This window comes from Pedobacter jeongneungensis (assembly GCF_000633455.1).
Classification (GTDB): domain Bacteria; phylum Bacteroidota; class Bacteroidia; order Sphingobacteriales; family Sphingobacteriaceae; genus Pedobacter; species Pedobacter jeongneungensis_A.
Window position 1 is genome coordinate 270,239 of the sequence record NZ_AYMG01000013.1, and the last position, 23,086, is coordinate 293,324.

Annotated in this window: 23 protein-coding genes and 1 tRNA gene; 12 read left to right on the forward strand and 12 right to left on the reverse strand. The window is 37.1% G+C overall.

Features of this window, described 5'->3' with window-relative positions:
- Positions 1–2: 2 nt before the first annotated feature.
- The 3 genes from U859_RS0113220 to U859_RS0113230 form a co-directional block, all read right to left on the reverse strand.
- Positions 3–3,392, reverse strand: a complete 3,390-nt coding sequence (locus U859_RS0113220) for a TonB-dependent receptor (RefSeq protein ID WP_051584694.1) — start codon at positions 3,390–3,392, stop codon at positions 3–5.
- 176 nt (positions 3,393–3,568) lie between these two features.
- Positions 3,569–4,594: a FecR family protein gene (locus U859_RS0113225; protein ID WP_025143839.1), complete on the reverse strand. Its 1,026-nt coding sequence runs from the start codon at positions 4,592–4,594 to the stop codon at positions 3,569–3,571.
- A 93-nt stretch (positions 4,595–4,687) separates the two neighbouring features.
- Positions 4,688–5,278, reverse strand: a complete 591-nt coding sequence (locus U859_RS0113230) for an RNA polymerase sigma factor (protein ID WP_025143840.1) — start codon at positions 5,276–5,278, stop codon at positions 4,688–4,690.
- A 291-nt stretch (positions 5,279–5,569) separates the two neighbouring features.
- On the opposite strand from U859_RS0113230, the gene U859_RS0113235 reads away from it, so the two are divergent.
- On the forward strand, positions 5,570–5,785 hold the full coding sequence (locus U859_RS0113235) for an Lrp/AsnC ligand binding domain-containing protein (protein WP_262496793.1): 216 nt from the start codon (positions 5,570–5,572) through the stop codon (positions 5,783–5,785).
- A gap of 7 nt (positions 5,786–5,792) precedes the next feature.
- Here the strand turns inward: U859_RS0113235 and U859_RS0113240 are convergent.
- Positions 5,793–5,864 (reverse strand) — tRNA-Arg (locus U859_RS0113240).
- A 291-nt stretch (positions 5,865–6,155) separates the two neighbouring features.
- Here U859_RS0113240 and mgtE point away from each other — a divergent pair.
- Together mgtE and U859_RS0113250 are read left to right on the forward strand one after the other, a co-directional pair.
- Positions 6,156–7,532: a magnesium transporter gene (gene mgtE / locus U859_RS0113245; protein WP_025143842.1), complete on the forward strand. Its 1,377-nt coding sequence runs from the start codon at positions 6,156–6,158 to the stop codon at positions 7,530–7,532.
- A gap of 9 nt (positions 7,533–7,541) precedes the next feature.
- Positions 7,542–8,156, forward strand: a complete 615-nt coding sequence (locus tag U859_RS0113250; RefSeq protein WP_025143843.1) for an HAD hydrolase-like protein — start codon at positions 7,542–7,544, stop codon at positions 8,154–8,156.
- 371 nt (positions 8,157–8,527) lie between these two features.
- Here U859_RS0113250 and ychF read toward each other — a convergent pair whose 3' ends face one another.
- Positions 8,528–9,628, reverse strand: coding sequence for a redox-regulated ATPase YchF (gene ychF / locus U859_RS0113255; RefSeq protein WP_025143844.1), 1,101 nt, complete (start codon positions 9,626–9,628; stop codon positions 8,528–8,530).
- 313 nt (positions 9,629–9,941) lie between these two features.
- Between ychF and U859_RS0113260 the strand changes: the two genes are divergently transcribed.
- Positions 9,942–10,403 carry a hypothetical protein gene (locus tag U859_RS0113260; protein ID WP_025143845.1) on the forward strand — a complete coding sequence of 154 codons (462 nt, stop codon included), beginning with the start codon at positions 9,942–9,944 and terminating at the stop codon, positions 10,401–10,403.
- Positions 10,404–10,474: 71 nt separating this feature from the next.
- On the opposite strand, the gene U859_RS0113265 is transcribed toward U859_RS0113260, so the two are convergent.
- Together U859_RS0113265 and U859_RS0113270 are read right to left on the reverse strand one after the other, a co-directional pair.
- The gene (locus tag U859_RS0113265) at positions 10,475–10,798 is read right to left on the reverse strand and encodes a DUF3276 family protein (RefSeq protein ID WP_025143846.1); all 324 of its coding nucleotides are present in this window, start codon (positions 10,796–10,798) and stop codon (positions 10,475–10,477) included.
- Positions 10,799–10,877: 79 nt separating this feature from the next.
- Positions 10,878–12,668, reverse strand: coding sequence for an ABC transporter ATP-binding protein (locus U859_RS0113270; RefSeq protein ID WP_025143847.1), 1,791 nt, complete (start codon positions 12,666–12,668; stop codon positions 10,878–10,880).
- Positions 12,669–13,191: 523 nt separating this feature from the next.
- On the opposite strand from U859_RS0113270, the gene U859_RS0113275 reads away from it, so the two are divergent.
- The 4 genes from U859_RS0113275 (at position 13,192) to yajC (ending at position 16,131) form a co-directional block, all read left to right on the forward strand.
- A complete protein-coding gene (locus U859_RS0113275; RefSeq protein WP_025143848.1) occupies positions 13,192–14,280 on the forward strand; it encodes a Glu/Leu/Phe/Val family dehydrogenase in 1,089 nt (362 codons plus the stop codon).
- Positions 14,281–14,330: 50 nt separating this feature from the next.
- Positions 14,331–15,281: a transcription antitermination factor NusB gene (gene nusB, locus U859_RS0113280; RefSeq protein WP_025143849.1), complete on the forward strand. Its 951-nt coding sequence runs from the start codon at positions 14,331–14,333 to the stop codon at positions 15,279–15,281.
- Between the two features lie 2 nt (positions 15,282–15,283).
- Positions 15,284–15,742: a DUF1573 domain-containing protein gene (locus U859_RS0113285; protein WP_025143850.1), complete on the forward strand. Its 459-nt coding sequence runs from the start codon at positions 15,284–15,286 to the stop codon at positions 15,740–15,742.
- A 71-nt stretch (positions 15,743–15,813) separates the two neighbouring features.
- Positions 15,814–16,131: a preprotein translocase subunit YajC gene (yajC, locus tag U859_RS0113290; protein ID WP_025143851.1), complete on the forward strand. Its 318-nt coding sequence runs from the start codon at positions 15,814–15,816 to the stop codon at positions 16,129–16,131.
- A gap of 48 nt (positions 16,132–16,179) precedes the next feature.
- Here the strand turns inward: yajC and U859_RS0113295 are convergent, their stop codons facing one another.
- Complete coding sequence (locus U859_RS0113295) at positions 16,180–17,124, reverse strand: energy transducer TonB (protein ID WP_025143852.1); 945 nt, start codon at positions 17,122–17,124, stop codon at positions 16,180–16,182.
- A gap of 171 nt (positions 17,125–17,295) precedes the next feature.
- Here U859_RS0113295 and U859_RS0113300 point away from each other — a divergent pair, with 171 nt between their 5' ends.
- The 4 genes from U859_RS0113300 to U859_RS31990 all read left to right on the forward strand — a co-directional run bounded on the left by U859_RS0113300 (position 17,296) and on the right by U859_RS31990 (position 20,060).
- Positions 17,296–18,243: a CdaR family protein gene (locus tag U859_RS0113300; protein WP_025143853.1), complete on the forward strand. Its 948-nt coding sequence runs from the start codon at positions 17,296–17,298 to the stop codon at positions 18,241–18,243.
- Positions 18,243–18,860 (forward strand): dephospho-CoA kinase, encoded by a 618-nt coding sequence (gene coaE, locus U859_RS0113305; RefSeq protein WP_025143854.1) that lies wholly within the window; start codon positions 18,243–18,245, stop codon positions 18,858–18,860. Before U859_RS0113300 ends, coaE begins: the two co-directional genes overlap by 1 nt.
- 42 nt (positions 18,861–18,902) lie before the next feature.
- Entirely contained in the window at positions 18,903–19,844 is a 942-nt protein-coding gene (locus U859_RS0113310; protein ID WP_025143855.1) for an exonuclease, read from the forward strand.
- A gap of 72 nt (positions 19,845–19,916) precedes the next feature.
- Positions 19,917–20,060 carry a DUF5522 domain-containing protein gene (locus U859_RS31990; protein ID WP_162799929.1) on the forward strand — a complete coding sequence of 48 codons (144 nt, stop codon included), beginning with the start codon at positions 19,917–19,919 and terminating at the stop codon, positions 20,058–20,060.
- 49 nt (positions 20,061–20,109) lie between these two features.
- Here U859_RS31990 and U859_RS0113315 read toward each other — a convergent pair whose 3' ends face one another.
- The 4 genes from U859_RS0113315 to U859_RS0113330 all read right to left on the reverse strand — a co-directional run bounded on the left by U859_RS0113315 (position 20,110) and on the right by U859_RS0113330 (position 23,083).
- Entirely contained in the window at positions 20,110–20,715 is a 606-nt protein-coding gene (locus U859_RS0113315) for a Uma2 family endonuclease (RefSeq protein ID WP_025143856.1), read from the reverse strand.
- A gap of 127 nt (positions 20,716–20,842) precedes the next feature.
- On the reverse strand, positions 20,843–21,436 hold the full coding sequence (locus U859_RS0113320) for a Uma2 family endonuclease (RefSeq protein WP_025143857.1): 594 nt from the start codon (positions 21,434–21,436) through the stop codon (positions 20,843–20,845).
- A 140-nt stretch (positions 21,437–21,576) separates the two neighbouring features.
- Complete coding sequence (locus tag U859_RS0113325) at positions 21,577–22,170, reverse strand: Uma2 family endonuclease (RefSeq protein ID WP_025143858.1); 594 nt, start codon at positions 22,168–22,170, stop codon at positions 21,577–21,579.
- A 196-nt stretch (positions 22,171–22,366) separates the two neighbouring features.
- Positions 22,367–23,083 carry a ZIP family metal transporter gene (locus U859_RS0113330; protein WP_025143859.1) on the reverse strand — a complete coding sequence of 239 codons (717 nt, stop codon included), beginning with the start codon at positions 23,081–23,083 and terminating at the stop codon, positions 22,367–22,369.
- Positions 23,084–23,086 lie beyond the last annotated feature (3 nt).

The following is a 23,086-nucleotide window of genomic DNA, read 5'->3' on the forward strand; positions in this document are numbered from 1 at the left end:
GATTAGAATGAACAGTTAACACCAAATACTATTGTTCTTAATGGAGGTAGAACCTGTCCGATTACACCTGTTCCCAATCCCGAAGGCCCTCCCTGAACTGTGGTTTCAGTATCCAGAATGTATTTATTCTTTGCCCATGTGTACAAATTCTGTCCCTGAACGAAAACACTTGCGTTAGAAATTTTTACATGCCTGAGCCATTCTTGCGGAAGCGTATAAGAGAAATTAACTGATCTCAGCTTTAAATAAGATGCATCGCCATACACTGCATCAGAGGAGGTAAATAAGTTGTAAGATGATGCTATTGCTGTTCCAGCTGTTGCAGAAGAACCTGGGATATTTGCGTTGGTGTTAGTTGGCGTCCACCTGTCCAACCAATAATCATTTTGATTGGCAAAAGTACCAGGTCTTGTATTTACTATTTGTGTTACACCAAAACGATGGTTAAACTGAAAGAAAATACCCAATTCAAAACCTTTGTAAGTAAATGTATTATTAAAGCCTCCAAAAAATGGCGTTCCTAGATCAGCCACATAACGATCGTTGATATTAATGATACCATTGCCATCCCTGTCTTCATACATTGCAGTTCCATTTGCAGGGTTTACACCTAAATAATAGTACAGCCTGAAAAGATTTATCGATTCACCTACTACATAACTGGATGCAGAGAACGACTTATCAAGATCGGGGAATTCAAGCAGCTTATTATCCGTGAAGGTAAAGTTTACATTGGTTTTCCAGGTAAAATCCTTACTCACTATGTTTGTGCTGTTAAGCTCTAATTCTAATCCTTTATTCTGAATTAAGGCAGGTAAATTTGCCTGATAGGAATTGTATCCACTTTGTGTTGCTAAGGCATTAAAAGCAATCTGGTCAGAAGATCGGTTTCTGTAATAGTTTGCGGTAAATGAAATCCGATCTTTCAGGAAACCTAAATCAATCGCAAATTCTAATTTTTTAGTGGTTTCCCATTTAATGTCTTCGTTTGGTATTGTAGTAACGGTAGTTGCTGCATTTCCCAAATAGGTGGTTGTACTAGAGTATAACGGAAGGTAGATAAAGTTAGAAATCTGGTCGTTCCCGGTAGTGCCAAAACTTCCCCTTAATTTACCAAAACTCAGGAAAGGGAGATTGTCTTTTACAAAATCTTCCTGTGTAAATACCCATCCCGCACCAATCGCACCAAAATTTCCAAAACGGTTCGCTGGACCAAATCTTGATGAACCATCTCGTCTAAAAGTTGCATTGATAAGGTATTTTTCATTCCAGTCATAGTTTAACTTGGCAAAAACAGCATTGTATTTATATTTAACAATGTTGTTGTAATTAACAGTGGTAGTACCTGCTGCACCCAATGTACCTAAAAGCGCTTCGTTGCTATAGTTTGAGCCCAAAAGAGATAATCCATTAGAGGTGTTTTGCTGAAAACTCGTACCAATTAATGCGGTTAACTTTCCCTGACCGATTGTTTTAACATAATCTAATGTTGGTTCTATGATCCAGTTCTGTGCATTGAGATTAGTGAAAACTGCAGAGCTGGTTGGGTTGTTTGCTGGATTTTGAGATGATGCAGGTGTAGTTGCAGTTTGCTCTAATCTGGTGTTTGTATAACCGAAATTTACTTTAGCTGTTAATTCAGGTGTGATTTTATATTGCAGATTTGAATTTGCAATCAAGTTGTTCGTTACACCATTATATCTTCTCAGTAAACTTGCTAACGGATTTGTGAAACCTGTAACCCAAGCCAATTTACCTGCAGCATCATAGAGTGGTAGGTTGGGGGGGAAGCTATATACCGACGAAAGATCGGAAGTTGGGATGTTGGTATTGTCATTAGAATAACTTACCGAAAATGACGCATTGAACTTTTTGTTTTGCGAACTGTGATCAAGGTTTAATCTTGAAGAAAATCGCTTTGAAGCATTATCACCCAAAAATACGGTACTTTCTCTGCGATAGGCAGAATTAAAGAAAAAGCGGGTCTGATCATTACCTCCCGACATTGAGCCCTGGATTTCGTTTACATGCCCTCTGTTTCCGATCAGCAACTTTTGGAAATCTGTCCCGTTGTTTTGATCCCAAACTGTTAAATCGGGTGCATTTGTAGAATTTGGGGTAACGCCATCGTTTTGGAAAGCTTCTTTTCTTAAGGTCAGATATTGCTGAAGATCTAGCGTAGGGATAAAGCGGTTAACTTCTGTAAAACCAGTGTTCAGGTTCAGGCCAATTTTAACTTTTCCCGATTTCCCTTTTTTAGTGGTAATTAATACTACGCCATTTGCACCTCTCGATCCGTAAATAGAGGTTGCATCAGCATCTTTCAAAATATCTATGCGCTCAATATCTGATGGATTAATCATTCCAAAAGGACTGATTCCCCCACTCGCACCAGATGTTCCGAAAGCATTTAAGTTATCAGTTGCTGGTGAGCCTCCGTTAAAATTGGTAAAGGGAACACCGTCAATTACATACAAAGGAATTCCGCCTGATGATAAGGAGTTTTGCCCGCGGATCTGTACTTGTACGGCTCCTCCGGGTACGCCATTATTTTGTGCAATTAATACACCCGACATTCTGCCCGATAAGGCTGCCAATGGGTTGCCTACGGGTTGTTTTTCGATCTCTTTCGCGGTGATTGAGGCTACAGAACCAGTGCTGGTTTTGCGGGTAGTGGTGCCGTAACCAATAATCTGCACTTCGTTTAAACTGCCGGCTTCGGGTACTAAAGCTATTTTAAGCGCCGGGGTTTTGTCGTCAACTGCAATTTCTCTGGTTACATAACCAATATAGCTGAAAATAATGGTGATGCCATTTCCGCTGGGTACCGTAATCCCAAAATGCCCATACTGATCAGACGCAGTGCTGAACATTTTATCGCCCTTTATACGGATAGATACGCCCGGAAGCGGATCACCGATTTCATCAGTTACCATTCCGGTTAAACGGATATCTTTCACGGTTTCGGCTGTAGTTGGTAAAGACTGTTTCGAAATCAGGATTTTATTGTCTACCTGAATAAAAGTTAATCCCGTTCCTTTTAAAATAATGTCTAAGGTTTCTTTAACGGTTCTTTCGCTAAGTGGAAGATTTACGGTTTTAAGGTTCTTGAGTTCATTGTTGCGGTATAAAAACCTGAACTGGCTGTTCTGTTCGATTTTTTTAATCGCTGACGCTATCGTTTCATCATTTACTTCCAAAGAAATTTTTACCTGTTGTGCCGATTGAGCTTTTAAATCAATTGCAAATAAACATTGTAGAGAGGCGGATAATACGATAGCAATAATTAAGCTGATACGCATAAGCTGACGAATTAAATATCGTGTGTGGGATGATGCAGTGAAGAAAACATATTTCTTCCTGCCCTCTGCCGATTGTGCAGAAAAATACATAATTTTAAATGTTTTAAATGAATCCTAGAAAATTGTTTAAACACGTTGATACAGTTAGCGCTGTATCAACAGCCTACTCCTTGTTTAGCGACAAGGAGTTTTTTATTCATTTAAATTCGCAGCTGGTAATTTTTTTTCATGTTGTTTGGTTTAGTTGGTTAATTGATTACTTCATGTTATTCACATCCTCCGCCTTTGATGGTTATTCCGCTGGCGTTGGTTTGGTACTGTGCATTGTTATAGGAGCAGATGATTTTAAGGATCTCCTCAAGCGATTCTCCTTTTAAAAAAGTTGCCGTAAACCTGCATTTTTTTGCCAGGTCGTTACTGAAAGTAATTGGCGTATTAAATTTTTTCGAAAGCACCTGTGTAGCTTCCTCCATCGAAATATCATCGAAAAAAAGATCACTTTCCTGCCATTGTACAATGTTTTTAGCAATAACCTTTGTAAGGTTCGATTTTTTGTAATCTTTGTTGAAAACGATCTGTTGGTTGGGTGTTAAAATACCGAGTGTGGCGTTATTATTCAATACACCCACTTTTCCGCGGGTAACCGTAACCTCTATGTTTTTATCGGTATCGTAAGCTTTTATATTAAATGCAGTGCCTAAAACGGTTGTTCTAAGTTTGCCGGTATAAACGGTAAAAGTCTTTTTATCATCATGTTTAATGTCGAAATATCCTTCTCCAATTAAAGTAACAGCCCTTCTTGGCCCAAAAACTTTAGGGTAAACCAATGAACTGTTGCTGTTTAAAATAACGGTACTGCCATCGGGCAAGGTTATTTTTTGGTGTTCTTTATAGGTTTTGGCCGTGATCGATTCTACAGCATGTTCTATCAGATTTACAGCCACATCGTTATTGGCAAATTCTGCCTGTTTTTGTGAACGCTTATTCATTAAAAGTGCAGCAAGCCCGATAACGAAAATTGCGGCGGCCCAACCTAACCATCGCAGCGTTAATTTGGGCCTTTTTACGGCGGGCCTAATATTTGACGAAAAAACCTTATCCAATATGGCCTCCGCCTTATTTTTACTCATTTCAATTTCTTCGCTTTTTTTCCAGAAATTATCCATGATGATATCTAATATATCCGAATCATCTGAGGTTTTTACGATTTCCATAAATTCCTGTAACTCTGACCGAGTACAGGTTTTATTAACATATTGCTGAAATAAATAGGCTGATCTATCTTGTTCCATTTTGTTTGGTTTTAAGCGTCATCAGTAGATGATCTGAACGCACTATATAAACATGACAAGTGAAATCGGGAAAGGAGGTAGTGAAAAATGAAATTATTTTAAAAAAAATAATAAAAGGGGGGCAGCTATTACCTCATCGTGGGTTGAAAGGTAGTTTTTAATCGCTTTTACTGCATCTCTTAGGTGGGTTTTTACAGTTAAAGGAGAAATATTAAGCTGATTTGCGACATCTTTTTGTTTTAATCCCTCAATATTGCATAAATTGTAGATTAATTTTTGTTGCGGAGGAAGTTTTTCAATTGCAGCCTCTAATAATCTTTTGGTTTCGCGGAATTGAATGGTGTTTTCAGTGCTTAGATCAATTTCTGTGGTATCTAAATTTGCAATTTGATGGCTTTTTTGTGTTAAAGCGATTTTTTTTAATGCATTGAGCGTTTCATTTTTAACGATCGTTCTCAAAAAACCGCCAAAATTATCAATGTTGATTATAGTTTCTCTTTTGATCCAAAGTTTGATAAAAACATCCTGAACAATTTCTTCTGCCGAAGTATCAACCTGAAGGATGGCATAAGCATAACCATACACTTTATTCCTGTAGAAATTGAAAAGACTGCCGAAAGCCTGTTGATCTCCATTGGCAATTTTTGCCAGGATCAACTTTTCATCCGCCAGTTCCTTTTGCATAGGGCTAATATATCAATTAAACTTAATTTATATACTTAATTACACACTTGGGAGTTGTTTTTACATGTTTTTGAGAATGTTGTACTTGTTATTTTACAGGGCAATATTAATTAAGAGGCTTGCTTAATGGGTATGCCATCCAGTATTGTGATCAATTAATTATTAACTAAATTAAATGAAACAGTTTTCTACAACTCTAGGCTATTTTTTTCTATTTAGATGTGGCTAATCCACCTTCTTAATTTTTTTTTGTAATTGGAAGCCTAAGGAATATATTACAGCAAATAGCTAATAGAATTTGAAACCGAGATCTCTAAGTTTAGTGAAGTGATGAAATGCCTGCAGATGATGGGTGCGCATGATTTTATCCTTCGCATTGCAACCAGGGATATATACGCTTATCATCAGTTTTTAAGGAATAAGTTGGCAACACTACCGAATATTACAACTGTTCAAAGCTACTTTGTACTTTCAGAACCTAAAAGCAAGACCGCTTATCCTTTGTAGAAAAATGTGCTCCCGACGAGATTCGAACTCATATCGATGGTACCGGAAACCATAATTCTATCCATTGAACTACGGGAGCAAGGCTGCAAATATAGAAAAATCAAATACATTTCATCGAAATATAAAGGCAAATTTTAACCAATAATCCGATCTTAAATTCGCTACCGCTTAACCTGATGTTTTTTATGTTAAAAAATGATTAAATCATTGCCTAAACATTCCTGCAGGTTGGGTTTATGCATTCATATTTTTAAATTCGGCTGTTCGGTTCACGGTTTTTAAGTGCTTAGGTTGGCTTTTTAAGAAATAAAAATGCACCTTTGCGAACCGTTAATAGAGGTTTAGGCATGTAATAAATTAAATTTGGTGTATGGAAGAAATGGTTGTGGAAGAAATTCAGGAACTGCTTGAAAAAGAGAATGATAAAGCTTTAAAACAATATCTCGATCAACTGAATATTTCGGATGTTGAAGAACTGATTGATGAACTTCCACAATATGCGGCTAAATTTATCGAAACCCTATCCCTTAACAGGGCTGTAAACGTATTCAGGATCCTGGATTTCCCTACCCAGGAGCGTATCATTAAAAAACTTTCGGGCAATAAACTGAACCAGATCATCAAAGATCTGCCACCAGATGACCGTACAGCACTTTTTAGTGAGTTAAAAGGTGATGTGGTAAAAAAGATGATTACCCTTTTACCGCCCGAAGAACGTAAAGAATCCCTTGCACTTTTAGGTTATAAAGAAGATAGTATCGGTCGTTTAATGACGCCCGATTACATCGCCGTAAAACCTGAATGGTCTATTACCCGTGTTTTGGCGCACATCAGGCGCTATGGCAAAAACTCCGAAACCATCGATGTAGTTTACGTCATTAATAAAGATGGAGTATTGTTGGATGACATCAGGATCAGGGAGGTTTTATTGGCCGATCCGGAAGCCATTATCGGCGAATTAACCGACAAACGTTTTATTGCACTTAAAGCCAACGATCCGCAGGAAGACGCAATCAACATCTTCAGGATGAATAATCGTGTAGCTTTGCCTGTAGTGGATGAAAATAATATCCTGTTGGGTATCGTTACAGTTGATGATATTTTATGGATCGCCAACGAAGAATATACAGAAGATATGCACAAAATAGGGGGTACCGAAGCCCTGGATGAGCCCTATCTTGATATTCCGATCCTTAAACTTGTAAAAAAACGTGCAGGTTGGCTTATTGTACTATTTTTAGGCGAAATGTTAACAGCAACCGCCATGCAGCATTTCGAAATTGAGCTCGAAAAGGCAGTGGTTTTATCATTGTTTATTCCATTGATTATGAGTAGTGGTGGTAATAGCGGTTCGCAGGCCTCTACATTGATTATTCAGGCAATGGCCCTGGGCGAAGTAACCATAGCCGAGTGGTGGCGCGTAATGCGTCGCGAGTTGGTATCAGGTGCTTTACTTGGCATTATTTTAGGTACAATTGGTTTTATCCGTATTGTTACCTGGCAAGAATTACATCTTTACAATTACGGACCGCATTGGTTTTTAATTGCCACAACCATATTTTTCACCCTGGTTGGTATTGTGTTATGGGGTAGTTTAATCGGTTCTATGATGCCTATTATTCTGAAAAAACTGAAACTCGACCCGGCCACTTCATCAGCGCCATTTGTAGCAACCATGGTAGATGTAACCGGGATTGTAATCTATTTTAGTGTTGCCGTATTAATTTTAAAAGGCGTATTACTTTAAACCTAAACCATGCAAAAGAAAATTACCACACTTTTTACCGATATCGGAGGCGTTTTATTAACCAACGGCTGGGATAGGCACGCAAGGGGAGAAGCTTCTGTGCTTTTCAACCTCGATTCTGTTGACCTGGAAGAACGCCACCACCTTACTTTCGACACTTATGAAGTGGGTAAACTTACCCTTGACGAATATTTAGAACGTATTGTTTTCTTCGAAGAACGCAGCTTTAGTTATGATGACTTTAAGGAATTCATGTTTAAAAAATCACTTCCATATCCCGAAATGATCCAGCTCATCTGTGAGCTTAAAAAGAAATATAACCTTAAAGTAGCCGTAATCAGTAATGAAGGTAGAGAATTAAATCAATACCGGATCAATACCTTTAAACTGAATGAATTTGTCGATTTCTTTGTCTCATCCAGTTTTGTGCATTTCCGCAAGCCAGATGCCGATATTTTTAAAGTAGCCATCGATATTTCGCAAAGTGATGTAGAAACCAGTTTGTATATTGATGATAGAATGTTATTTGTACAGGTTGCCGAGGGTTTAGGCTTAAGAGGCATTCATCACAGCAGCTACGAGGATACAAAAACCCAATTAGCCGCTTATGGATTGGAGGTTTAACGGTAAAATCGTCATCTACTACCAACAAACTTAATAAGCGCCATCATCTCGATCCGATAGTTATTTAAACTTTGACAATCTTTATAAAGCATAATGCCAAAAGATTGTCAAAGTAAGTGTCGGTTCGCTACACGCTGCTACCATTGACAAACTCCAATAAAAGGTGTCGTCATCTCGACTGTAGCGTAGCGAAATGGAGAGATCTACCTCGAGATAGATTTCTCGGCTTCGTTGCACTCCGCTCGAAATGACGTTTTGCAAGAGTAATTTTTCGTGTAAATCTGTGCATCTGTGGCCAAAAAATCATGGCAAAAGCTCTATAACAAAAAAGCCACTCGTAAGAGTGGCTCTGTGTAATTTATATTTAGGAATTAAACATTAAACCTGAAGTGCATAATGTCGCCATCTTCCACTACATAAGTTTTTCCTTCTACGCCAAGCTTACCCGCATCTTTACAGGCATTTTCAGAACCTAAGGTTACGAAATCGTTGTATTTAATCACTTCAGCGCGGATAAAACCTTTTTCAAAATCAGTGTGGATTACACCTGCAGCCTGTGGTGCTGTAAAACCTTTAGTAATGGTCCAAGCTCTAACCTCTTGCACACCAGCAGTAAAGTAGGTATAAAGGTTCAATAACTTATAAGCCGCGCGGATCAGTTTATTTACACCCGATTCAGTTAAACCTAAATCAGCTAAAAACTCCTGACGCTCTTCATAGCTTTCCAGTTCAGCAATTTCTGATTCGATTTTAGCAGAGATTACCAAAACCTCAGCATTTTCATCAGCAACATTTGCCTTTACCAGATCTACATACTTATTGCCATTAATTACTGAAGCTTCATCAACATTACAAACGTACATTACCGGTTTTTGGGTAAGTAAGCCTAAATCTTCGATAAAATCAAAATCATCCTGGGCCAATGGTGCAGTACGGATAGATTTACCGCTTTCTAAATGAGATTTAACTACTGTTAAAATTTCATAAGTACGTTTAGCATCCTTATCGCCGCCGGTTTTAGCCATTTTTTCTACCTTTTGGATGCGTTTATCAACCGTATCCAAATCTTTAAGCTGTAACTCTGTATCGATAATTTCCCTATCACGGATAGGATCAACAGAACCATCAACGTGGATTACGTTTCCATCATCGAAGCAGCGTAAAACGTGGATAATAGCATTTGTAGCACGGATATTCCCTAAAAACTGGTTTCCCAGGCCTTCGCCTTTCGATGCACCTTTTACCAATCCGGCTATGTCTACAATCTCGATTGTATTTGGTTGTACCTTATTCGGTTTAACCAACTCAGCAAGCTTGGTCAAACGATCATCTGGAACCGTAATTACGCCAACATTGGGCTCAATAGTACAAAAGGGAAAGTTTGCTGCCTGCGCTTTTGCATTTGATAAACAGTTAAAAAGAGTCGATTTCCCAACATTTGGTAAACCAACTATACCACATTGTAATGCCATTATTTATTAGTCTTTATTTCTTAGTTTTTAGGTTATTGGTCCATAGTCTTATAGTCAATAGCCATGTGTTTCATTTTTGAGCTTTATTCGTGTATTTTGGCTATCATCCATCAAACCTTCACATCTCACATCTCACATCTCACATCTCACATCTCACATCTCACATCTCACATCTCACATCTCACATCTCACATCTCACATCTCACATCTCAATTTCCGCGCAAAGATAAGCTTTTAAAACCTTTATTTAAACCCTTGCTATTGTATCAAATCTATATTTTATCTATGTTTAGCCGAAAATACAGATACGTAAATGAAAGATTTTGAAAAAGAAGTGCCTCAGGAAGTAAAATTAATCGTTACCGAAGAAATGCGGAGCTACTTTTACGATATGAGTAAATGGGCCCGGTTTTTGTCGGTTGTGGGTTTTGTTATCTCGGCATTTTTAACTTTAGGTTCATTCGGGATAGGGGCTGCAGTAACTGCTAATCCGGCAATGCTCAATCAATTAGGCCCATTAGCTGGCATCGGCGCTACTGGGATTACCATATTTTATCTGTTGTTGGCTTTGTTCTTTTTTTACCCAAGTTTATTGCTGTTCCGTTTTTCTACAAAAGGTAAACAGGGAATTTTGTTCGGCGATCAGGAAAATTTAAACGATGCTATTGCCCATATAAAATCGCTTTTTAAATTTTGGGGAGTACTCACCATTATACTTATTGCCAGTTATTTCTTGTTACTATTGGCGGTGCTTACAAGTGGAGGCATAAAATAAAATATTACGCATACAAAAAAGCCTCCCGATTTTTTAAAATCAGGAGGCTTTTTTTATTGAAATTATATTACTTAGAAAGTAAAATCGTCGTTTGTTCTGGTGCTATGTTCTCCATTTTCTGAATATTCATAACGTTTTTCAACCACATCCTGATGGGTTTTGATATAATCAACAGTTTCGTTTAATCCTTCTGCAAATTTTTCAAAATCTTCTTTATATAAAAAGATTTTATGTTTTACAAACACACCGTCTTCTAATCTTTTCTTGCTCTCGGTAACTGTTAAATAATAATCACCCGATCTAGTAGCCTTCACGTCGAAGAAATAAGTTCTCTTACCTGCTCTTACTTTCTTTGAAAAAACTTCTTCTCTTTCCTTGTTGTCGAATTCTCCCATGGTTGGTATTGATGTTGGTTTTTGGTTTCGGTAAATATAAAGCAAATATTTAAAGTTCAAAATACAATTTTAATACAATTTAAATAGTTCGCGTTTCCTCCTCCAAAAGTTGATTATTATAAAGCTCCGTATAACTGCCGTTTAGGTTAAGTAATTCATTGTGTGTGCCTTGTTCGATGATTTTTCCATTATCAAGCACTAAAATCTTATCCGCATTTTTAATCGTCGAAATCCGGTGAGCAATTAAAATACTGGTTTTTCCGGCCATGATTTTACCCAGGTTTTGCAGGATTTCTTCCTCCGTTTTGGTGTCGACAGCCGAAAGACAGTCATCAAATATCAAAATCTTTGGCGATTTGATTAGTGCGCGGGCAATAGAAACCCTTTGTTTTTGTCCTCCTGAAAGGGTAATACCACGTTCACCAAGCATGGTTTCGAACTTTTCTTCAAAATCAATGATATTGGTATAAACCGAAGCATTTTTAGCTGCGGTATACACTTCTTCATCCGTAACCGTGTCCAAACCAAAGGCAATGTTGTTTTTTATCGTGTCCGAAAACAGGAAGACTTCCTGTGGAACAAAACCGATCTGATTACGGTAATCTTTCAAATTAAGATCTTTGATATTCTTCCCATCTACATCAATTGCACCATTTTCTACATCATACATCCGCATCATCAGGTTGGCCAATGTCGATTTTCCTGAGCCTGTTTTTCCGATAATGGCTACAAATTCGCCGCTGTTGATCTCAAAACTAACCTCTTTTAAAGCTTCAATACCCGTATCCGGATAGGTAAAACTTACTTTATCAAATTTAATATTACCCGATAAAGTCCTTTCTTCGGTTTCTTTTGATTGGATATCTGATGGAATATCTAAAAATTCGTTAATCCTTTTTTGCGAAGCTGCAGCCCTTTGGATCAGTGAGGTAACCCAGCCCAGCATCGTTACCGGAAAGGTTAACTGGTTAATGTAAATGATAAATTCGGCAATGTTCCCTGCGGTAATACTGCCGTTCATCACCTGAATGCCTCCTATATATATGGTTAAAATCGTACTCAGGCCAATTAATAAAAGCATGGTAGGGTAGAACAGTGCCGATACTTTAACCAAACTCATCGAGTCTTTTTTATAATCGTTGCTCTGGATTTCGAACATATTCCGGGTGTAATCTTCACGGACATAAGATTTGATGATCCTGATACCCGAAAAACGTTCCTGCACAAAACTGGATAGATCTGACAAACGTTCCTGTATTTTTCCGCTTTTTTTAAAGATGAGCGTGTTTACATAGTAGATAATTACCACTAAAAAGGGGAGTGGTAATAAACAATAAATGGCCAGTTTGGAGTTTACATCAAACATCGACCAGATAATAAGCACTGATAGCACAAAAGTGTTAATAGTGTACATAATCGCCGGACCTACATACATTCTAACGCGATTTACATCTTCTGTGGCGCGGTTCATTAAATCGCCCGTATTGTTCCGGCGGTAAAAACCGAGGCTAAGCTCCTGGTAATGCTGATAAATATCATTTTTCATATCAAATTCGATATGCCTCGACATTAAAATGATCGTTTGCCGCATAAAGAATAAGAATAATCCCCTCAATAAGTAAAGGGCAATAACCAAAAGGCCGAAATATAAAAGGTTGCTGCTAAAAATATCGTAAATAATCGACTGGCGATCGAAGCCATGAAAAAGGTTAAAAATCTGAATGTTTTCGGTAATCAAATCAACGGCATAACCGATCACTTGTGCCGGTACAACACCAAAAATGTTAGAAATCACCACGAAAATACTTCCGGGAATAATCCACCATTTGTATTTAAGAAAGTACTTGTTTAATCGGCTCAGATGTTTCATGTTGTACAAACTTAGATAATTTTGTTATTTCATGACGCATATTTATCTATTCGGGCCTAAGCTTTAAAAAATAATGACACTTAGGGATGTAAAAGGGAAGATGTGGTATGGAAGATGTAGGATAACTAAGCTGTTCCCGGTGACTTAGGTGGTCAATCATTATATTGAAAAGCAAGGTTCGGTACTTATGGGTTATTTCAGCCCTGCTATCGCTTCAAGTCCTCTCCCGATGCTAATTTAGTGCCGGTTCATCGGTAAAGAATCGGGATGCGGGCTTTCCGCTTTATCAGGTTTATTTAACATTAGCCTGTAGATTTTGTCATCCTGAGGCACGAAGGATCTTTTTGTTCCAGGCATCGGTTCATGTCTCCACGAACCAACATTCTTTCCTAAATAATACTTTTTTTAAACTTATAACTTTGTTTATTTAATACTGTCCGAATTAATTTTGTTATAGTTTCGTTAAATACGTGTAATAATGGTTTTTTATTTTAATTTTGCAGCAGGTTAGCCGAACGTTAATATGCCAGCAAATTCTCCGTCAGATTCATCAATTTTAGATCAATTAAGTGCTTATGGGCACAAAAAATTGGTTTTCTGTAATGATCCAGATACAGGATTAAAAGCAATTATTGCCATACACGATACTACTTTAGGCCCTGCTTTAGGCGGAACACGGATGTGGAGTTATTCTACCGAAAGCGAAGCCCTGGAAGATGCCCTTCGTTTATCACGCGGAATGACCTATAAAGCAGCCATTACAGGTTTAAATCTTGGTGGTGGAAAAGGCGTAATCATTGGCGATTCGAGAAAAGATAAAACAGAAACTTTAATGCGCAGCTATGGCAGGTTTATTAAAAACCTGAATGGCGAATTTATTACGGCTGAAGAAATGGGAACCAATACACGCGATATGGAATATATCCGTATGGAAACCACTCATGTTACCGGTGTTCCCGAATCAATCGGTGGTGCAGGTAATCCAGCTCCTTTTACTGCGCAGGGCGTTTATTTAGGTATAAAAGCAAGTGTTAAAGAAGTTTTTGGTACCGATATGCTAGCGGGTAGAACGATAGTGGTACAAGGTATTGGTAATGTTGGCGAGCACCTGGTTGCGCTGTTAAGAAAAGAAAATGCCGAAGTACTGATCAGCGACATTAATCAGGAGCAATTAACTTACGTTGCAAGGAAATATAAAGCTAAACCGATAGAAGCAGATAAAATTTTTACTACCGACGCTGATGTGTATGCTCCATGTGCCATGGGTGCTACCGTAAACAACAAAACCATCGAAAAAATGAAATTTGCAATTATTGCAGGTTCAGCAAACAATCAGTTAAAAGATGAGCTTTTAGATAGCGAATTGCTATTGAAAAAAGGAATTTTATTTGCTCCGGATTACTTAATTAATGCCGGCGGATTGATTTCCTGCTACTCTGAACTAACTGGTTTTGGTAAAAAACGCACGGTACAGCTTACCGAAAATATTTATGATGCTACCCGTAGTGTAATTAAATTAAGCAAAGCCGAAAACATTTCAACAAATATTGCCGCAAACCAGATTGCCGAAAAACGGATTGCGGATGTTAAAAAAATTAAATCGTCATATTAAATCATAATTATTAAAACAGGTTTTAAAAAACCACACTCGTTCTTACATTCATGTTAAACAGAAGGCACTTAAGAATCAAAGCTTTGCAAAACATTTTTGCATGGCACATGGCAGACAAAAAAGACATTAAAGGTGATTTGAAAACTTTAATGCAAAGTATCGATAGCGTGTACGAAATGTACATCTGGATGCTCTCTTTAATGGTAGAAGTTACCGAATTTACTGCTAACGACGCGGCAGAACGCGCAAACAAATTCATTAAAACAGCAGAGGATATCAATCCTAACATGAAATTGCTACACAATAAGTTTAGCATTTTATTGCAGCAGAATCCAGAATATGTATCTGCAATTAAAAAGTACAAAGTAGATTGGGGTTTCGATCCGGAAATCCGTAAAACAGTGTACAATTCGTTAAAAGCATCAAAAGAATATGCTGATTATCTTGCTGATCCAAACGAAAGTTTAGAATCATCAAAAGACATTATCAAATACATTTTCAGGAAAATCATCTTAAAAAACCAGGCCATTTTGCAGGTTTTTGAAGAAAAATTTATCAACTGGCAGGTAGATCATGAAGTGATGAAGGGTATGGTGGCTAAAACCCTGAAAAACTTTACTTTCGACGATCCATTTAAAAACAAACTGACCGAAATTAGTGCCGACTGGGTTGAGGATAGCAAATTTGTACAGGATCTTTTTGTACATACCTTACAAAATGATGCCAAATATCAGGAAATGATTGCCGACAGAACTAAAAACTGGGAATCGGAGCGTATTGCACTTATGGATACCATTTTGATGAAAATGGCCATCTGCGAGTTGCTAAATTTCCCATCTATTCCGGTTAAAGTTACTATCAACGAGTATTTGGAGCTATCAAAAGATTACAGTACACCGAAGAGTAATTCATTTATAAACGGTATTTTAGACAAAATTTTAGGCGATCTTAAGAAAAACAACACCATTAAGAAGATTGGCCGTGGTTTAATCGAAGAATAAAAATGAAAAGAACATTTATCCTGGCTATCGCTGCACTTTCATTTGCAGCCTGCCGCAATGCAAATAATCAGACATCCGAAACTAAATCAACAGTTTCTGTAGGTAACGATACTTCAAAAACAGCTAAAGTAGCCCCTGCAGATGCACCGGTGATTGTTTTTGAACGCGATATTTACGATTTCGGTAAAATAGAACAGGGTGAAAAAGTAAAACACGATTTCAAACTTAAAAATACAGGAAAAACCCCTCTTGTTGTTAGTAATGCAACAGCAACATGTGGTTGCACTGTTCCTCAAGTACCAGGTTCACCTATATTACCTGGTAAAGAAGGTATTATCAGTGTAGTTTTTAACAGCGAAGGCAAAATGGGCATGCAGGATAAAGTGGTAACCATTACATCAAATGCAAACCCTACAGTTTCTACTGTTCATTTAGTAGGAGAGGTACTTGCCAAAAAATAATTTGGTTGATGGTTAAATGCGATAATGCATCAATCATCAACTATTTCAAAACACAAACAAATAAATAAGAAATGACATCAACAGTAATTTTACAGGCAGCAGGAGGATTTGATCCAAGACAATTAATCATGTTTGGAGCAATTGCACTGGTATTCTACTTTTTTATGATCCGCCCTCAGCTTAAAAAAGCTAAAGACCATAAAAAATTAATCAGTGAGTTGAAAAAAGGAGATAAAATTGTAACCACAGCAGGTATTCACGGCCGTATTGCCGATTTGAATGATACAACTTTTTTGATCGAGGTTGAAGGTGGTGTTAAAATCCGTTTCGATAAGTCGGCAGTTTCTTTGGATGCAACAAAAGCAACCGTAGTAACACCTAAAGCTTAGTAGTCAAAAAAAACAAAAAAAGCCATCCTAAGGGGTGGCTTTTTTTGTTTAGCGCTGAGCCAAATTGATGTTGATGTTATATTTTACCCTTACCGGAATACCATGTTGCTTTCCCGGGATCCATTTAGGGCATTCATTTAAAACCCTCACGGCTTCTTCCTGCGTACCGTAGCCCAGACTGTTTTTGAACTCATAATCGGTCAGCCTGCCATCTTTTTCCACTACGAAAGAGATATATAACTTACCATTTACCTGATTTCTTTGTGCTTCAGCAGGGAATCTGTAATTCCGGGCCAGATATTTATAAAATTCGGAAATGCCCCCCTTAAATTCAGGTTGTTGCTCCATTTTGTCATATTGTATCTGTTTTCCATCCGCCAATGTACTTGTACCAGATTTGAAAATGCCGTTCTCGTAAACTTCTTCATAACTGGCTTTGTTACCTGTCCCTTTCCAGATTCCGTCTTTATACCCATTATGGTAATTTCCTTCTTCCGTAAGCCCGCCTTTATCAGTTTTTTTGTAAAGTCCATTGCCATCTTTGATAAACTGATTACCTAAGGAATCTATTCCGGTCATCCATCTTCGCTGTAGCTTACTCGGATGATCAGCCTGTCCTTCATACTGAAAAACATTCTCAAGTTTCCCATTGTCGTAGAAATAAGAACATTCGCCAACCAGCACACCGTTTTTGAAATTAACTTTTGAGGTAAGAATACCCTGTTTATTATAACCTTGAAATATACCTTCATAAACAATATTGGGTTCAAATTTCGAAATGGTTGCCAAAGTCTTTTCCTTATTATCCGGATAAAACTCATATAGGTGATATATGGATGGAGTATCTGTTTCTTCAATTACCCTTCTGTAATCATAATTGTTTTTATTCTCCGTAATCATGCCTTTTTTGAAATAAGTAACCATTGTTCTTTTCTGGGCATAGGTGCTGAAGAATAAAGTGATTATAATAAGCGTTAAAATATATTTTTTCATAACTTGTTTTATCTACTACGAATATAGTTATCTGATGTGATTTCAATGAAATTAGTGCAATAATTTATCAATAAACGGATTAGTTTTTGAGCGGCTATTTAGTTTTGTTACATTTGACGTGATTGTTGTAAAGAATAAAATTTTTTGCACTCGTTTATTTTACATTGCGCTATGCCCTTCATCAGATTAACGAAGATTGAAAAAAGACGTGTATTTAGCTTATTAGCCTGCTTGCTGCTGGCCGTAGCTGCATGGCTTTTTATGGCATTGAACAACAAATATATTTATGTAGCCAAAACAGTTTTGGTTTTTAAAAATGCGCCTACCAAAAGGGCATTTTATCCTTTACAGTCTGATACGATAGATCTACAGGTGGAAGGAACAGGCTGGCAATTATTATTTGCCAGGTTAAGGATTAGTCCGCCTTCCGTTTCTGTTAATTTAGGCCAGCTCAATTCTAAAGATTTTATTGTTTTTTCCGATCAGTTGTTCAATATCAACAGGCAACTGGAAAGTACACAAAAAGTAATTTCAGTTAAACCCGATACCCTCTATTTCGATTTTACCAAACGTGTGGTGAAAAAGGTTCCCGTAAAACTGATCGATAAACTGGGTTTTGCCAAACAATACGGTATTGCGAGCGAGATTATCCTCAATCCAAAATATGTTAAAGTGGCCGGCCCGACAGAAGAGCTGGCTAAAATTAAGTTTTGGCCAACCGATACCTTAAAACTCGATAAAATGCAGAACAGTAGCACTACCAGAGTAGCGTTACAACACAGTATTCATAAAAATGTGAGTATTTATCCCTCATCTGTGGAAGTTAGACTGCCTGTTGATGAATTTACAGAGAAAACGATCGAAGTCCCTTTAAAAGTAATCAATAACAGGAATTATAACAGCATAAAACTCTATCCTAAAAAGGTAAAAGTTTCATTTTTGGTGGCATTAAGTAATTACGACCAGGTGGATGAAAGTTTTATTACTGCCATTGTTGATGCAGATGAATGGCAAAATTTAAAACACCGTCAGTTTACAGTGAAGATAACCGAGTTTCCCGATTATTGTAAACTGGTGAGTATAGTTCCATCCAAAATTGATTTCATAGTAGAAAAATAATGTATAAAGTAGGCATAACAGGGGGCATAGGTAGCGGGAAAACAACTGCCTGCAAGGTTTTTGAAGTATTGGGGATTCCTGTTTTTTATGCCGATACCGTGGCTAAAGAAATTATGACCCAGGATGCTTTATTGATAGCAGGTGTTAAAGCCGCTTTTGGTAACGAAAGTTATTTTGAAGACGGAAAACTAAATAATAAACATATTGCCGGCATTGTATTTAATAATGAGCAGGCACTTGCGCAATTGAATGCCCTGGTGCATCCGGCCGTTTTCAGGGCCTTTGATGCCTGGGAAGCAACTATTCCTTCAACAGTTTCTTATACGCTAAAAGAAGCTGCAATATTGTTCGAAAGCGGTTCTTATAAACTTTGTGATACTACAATTTTGGTTACTGCCCCTTACGAAATTAAATTAAAGCGTTTAATGCAACGCGATGGTGTTACAGAAGAGCAAGTAAAAGCCCGCATGGATAAACAGCTCAGCGATGAAGAAAAGACAAAAATGGCCAATCATTTTATCGTTAACGATGAACAGCAGTCTATCATAGAGCAGGTTTTAGCTTTACACCAGCAATTACTTAAGTCGGCAGAAGCATTTAAAAACACCAATGTTTAATCTACTTTAATCATACTATCCTTAAATCCTTTCATCCTGATCATGATTTTAGAAGATTTTATTACCATTACCCCAACAGGTTTATATTGTATTTACGGCGATTTTTACCTCGATCCGCAACAACCTGTTAAAGAAGCTGTGGTTTCTCATGCTCATGGCGACCATGCCATTGGGGGAAGCCAGAATGTATATTGTACGGCTGCTACAGCAAGCTTCATGATGCACCGATACCGCAAATTTGCTGCTGTCGATTTTTTTACCAAAAGCTATCACGAAATTTTTAAAATAAAGGATGTATCCATTACTTTTTATGCTGCCGGACATATTTTAGGTTCTGCGCAGGTTTTAATGGAATATAAGGGCATTAAATACCTTTACACAGGTGATTATAAGATAGAACCCGATACAACCTGTGAGCCTTTTGAGTTTATAGAGGCCGATGTATTGATTACAGAGAGTACCTTTGCCGATCCGGAAACTAAACACCCCTCGCCGGTAGATGAAATCAAAAAACTGAACGAAACCAATGCCAATATCATGCTTGGTTCTTATGCCTTAGGTAAAAGTCAACGGATTATTCAACTACTGAACGAACATTGCCCAACTAGGAACATTATGGTTCACTTTAGCATTATGCCTTTTAATAAAATATATGAGGATTATGGCATGAAGCTGGGCAATTATAAGATGTACGACCGTAAAGTGATGAAAAACAACCACGAAAACCAGGTATATATTGTTCCGCCTATGGTATTTCACAGCTATCATAAAGCAATTAATGTGGTGCGTGCTTTTGCTTCTGGGTGGAAAAACCTTCAACAGCAAAACGGAATATCACTTTATATTTCTGATCATGCAGATTGGGATGCGATTTTAGAAACTGTCGAAAAAGTAAAACCTAAACAGGTATGGACTTTGCACGGTGATGGCAAGCAGCTTAAAGATTATTTTAAAGGTAAACTGGAGGTTAGAATATTAAATTAGAGAAGGATAGAATGGTTGATTGCATAAACTGAAACATTCACTCATTCGAAATTCAATCATTCAAAATTAACAATGAAAGAAGGGGAAGATTTTTATTTTAATGAAGATGGATTGATGGTTTTTACCGAAGCTTATCACCTAAAACGTGGTTATTGTTGCAAAAATAAGTGCAAGCACTGTCCATGGGGATATGGAAAGAAGAAAGAAAAGAAGTAATTTAGTTAATGGTTGGCAGTTTTTGGTTCCCAATTTTTAACTTAAATAATCATTTTCCACTGTTATAGAGAACATGCTCATAAATATCGCTTAAGGCTACATCAAATCCCATAGAAACTAAAGTTAAGGTATCAGAAATCTCTTTGTGCTGATTAAGTACCCAATTCTTTTCTTCATTAATATAATAAGCCTCCACCGAAACCGATTCCGAATCGATCATAATGTACTCTTTTAACAAAGGAATATCTTTATATAGGTTAAATTTTTTGCCTCTATCATAGTTTTTGGTTGAAGGCGAAAGAATTTCGATGATTACAGTTGGTAAAATAAAGGTTTCTTCATCAATATCAATATGTTTTATGTCGTTACAGTAGATAGAGATATCCGGATAGGTGAATAAGCTATTCTCTGGAATGTTCATTCGCATATCACTCCCAAAAATGCGGCACAACTTCCCTTTTAACTTATTGCCAACTGCCAGAAAAATATTGGAAAACAAAATGTTATGATTATAACTAGCACCCGACATCGCAAATATCTCACCTTGGTAATATTCATGTTTAACTGTAGCTTCTTTTTCCATCTCCAGATATTCTTCCACGGTGTAACGTCTTTTTTGATAGGCTACTGCTGGTTCATTTACAATTTCGTCCATATACGAATTTACCTTATTTTTTATAGAGCCTTTAAAATTTAAACGATTAAACGTTTAAAAAGGATGTGTGTTAACTTGTTGTTAAACAGGTGTTTTAACAATTAAAATAAAGTTAAGATCTCCGATTTCAAAAGGTAACATGCTCATAAATATCGCTTAAGGCTATATCGAATCCCATCGAAACAAAGGTTAATGCCTCAGAAAACTCTTTATATTGATTGAGCGCCCAATTCTTTTCTTCATTAATATAGTAAGCCTCCACAGAAACCGATTCCGAATCGATCATAATGTATTCTTTTAACGAAGGAATATCTTTATACAGGTTAAATTTCTTGCCTTTATCGTAGTTTTTCGTTGATGGAGATAAGATTTCGATAATTATTGTGGGTTGCAGAATAGTATCATCATCTTCATTTAAATGTTTGATTTCGTCACGGTATATTGAAATATCCGGATAAGTAAACAAAGTATTTTCTGGGATATTCATCCTCATATCACTTCCAAAAGGAATACATTTCGAACCTTTTAGTTTGTGAAAAAGAAGTCCGAAAACATTTGAAAATATGAGATTATGGTTAAAGCCAGCACCCGACATGGCGAATACCTCACCCTGAAAATATTCATGCTTTTCTGTTGATGCCTTTTCCATTTCCAGATACTCCTCAACAGTGTAACGTCTTTTTTGATAGGCTACTGCTGGTTCATTTACAATTTCGTCCATATACCAATTTACCTTATTTTTTATAAAGCCTTTAAAATTTAAACGATTAAACGTTTAAAACGGATGTTGTGTTAACTTTTTGTTAAACAGGTGTTTGAATTTGTGTTGTATCAATTAAAATAAAGTTAAGATCTCCGATTTCAAAAGGTAACATAGTAATAAATATCGCTTAAAGCTATATCGAATCCCATTGAAACAAAGGTTAATGCCTCAGAAAGCTCTTTATGTTGATTGAGCGCCCAATTCTTTTCTTCGTTGATATAATAAGCCTCCACCAAAACCGATTCCGATTCGATCATAATGTATTCTTTTAACGAAGGAATATCTTTATAAAGGTTAAATTTCTTCCCTTTATCATAATTTTTGGTTGAAGGAGAAAGAATTTCGATAATTATAGTCGGTAAGATTGAAGTATCATCATCAAATTCGCTATGTATTAGACCATTGCAATAGATGGATATGTCAGGATACGTGAATAATGTATTCTCTGGAATGTTCATCCGTTTATTACTTCCATAAGGTCTGCAGGGTTTACTTTTCAGTTTGGTACATATTTCTCCAAAAACATTGCTAAAAATCTCATTATGATTATCACCGGCACCCGACATTGCAAGTACCTCACCCTGGAAATATTCATGTTTAACTGTTGATGCCTTTTCCATTTCCAGGTATTCCTCAACAGTGTAATGCCTTTTTTGATAAGCTACAGCGGGTTCATTCACAATTTCGTCCATATACGAATTTACCTAATTTTTTATAGTAGCTGTAAAATTTAAACGATTAAACGTTTAAAACGGCTAGCAGGTGAATTTTTTGAAATGGTTACGAATGGTTAATCGGTTAACTGTTTAAATCGGTTAATCGACATGTTACTAACTGAAAACTGTCAACCGGTATTGACCAACTGAGAACCGAAAACTACCAACTGACTTAGTGTCCGGCAAAGAATCCGATCAACGCCACGCCAATTCCCAATAAAACGGCAATCATTTTACGCGTATTGATTTTATGGTCTGCGCTCGATTCGAATAGGATAGTGGTAGAAATATGTAAGAAAATACCGATTACAATGCCCATAATCTTATTAAAATAGGCATCTAAACCACCAATGGTTCCGTTGCTTAAACCTACGCTTACGTAAAAGCCCAATGGCGCCATTACCGCAAATAAAATGAGGTAAAGTATAATGCTGCCTTTCTTAAAGTGGTTTTGCATTAATATACTCGCTAATGCAAAAGCGGCAGGAATATGGTGTAATGAAATTCCAAAAATCAATTCATTATGCTGCTCTTTTGCCAGTGGCATTCCTTCTAGAAAAGCATGTAAACACAAACTGATCATAATACCAAAAGGGAAAACATGCCCATCATGATGTTTATGGATATGCCCATGTTCTACACCTTCTGAGAATTGCTCTAAGAAAATTTGAAATAAGAATCCAATGAGTATAAACACCCCGATTTGCCATTTATCTGGCCCGCTGTAAGCATCTGGAATCAAATGCAGAACCGTTATTGCAAATAAATAAGCCCCGCTGAAAGATAAAATCAGTTTGAGGAGTTTAGATTTATCACTTTTTACCAGAAAGATAGCTGTTCCACCTAAAAAGGCACAAAAAAAGAGCACACAGAGTTTCCAGATTTCCATAGG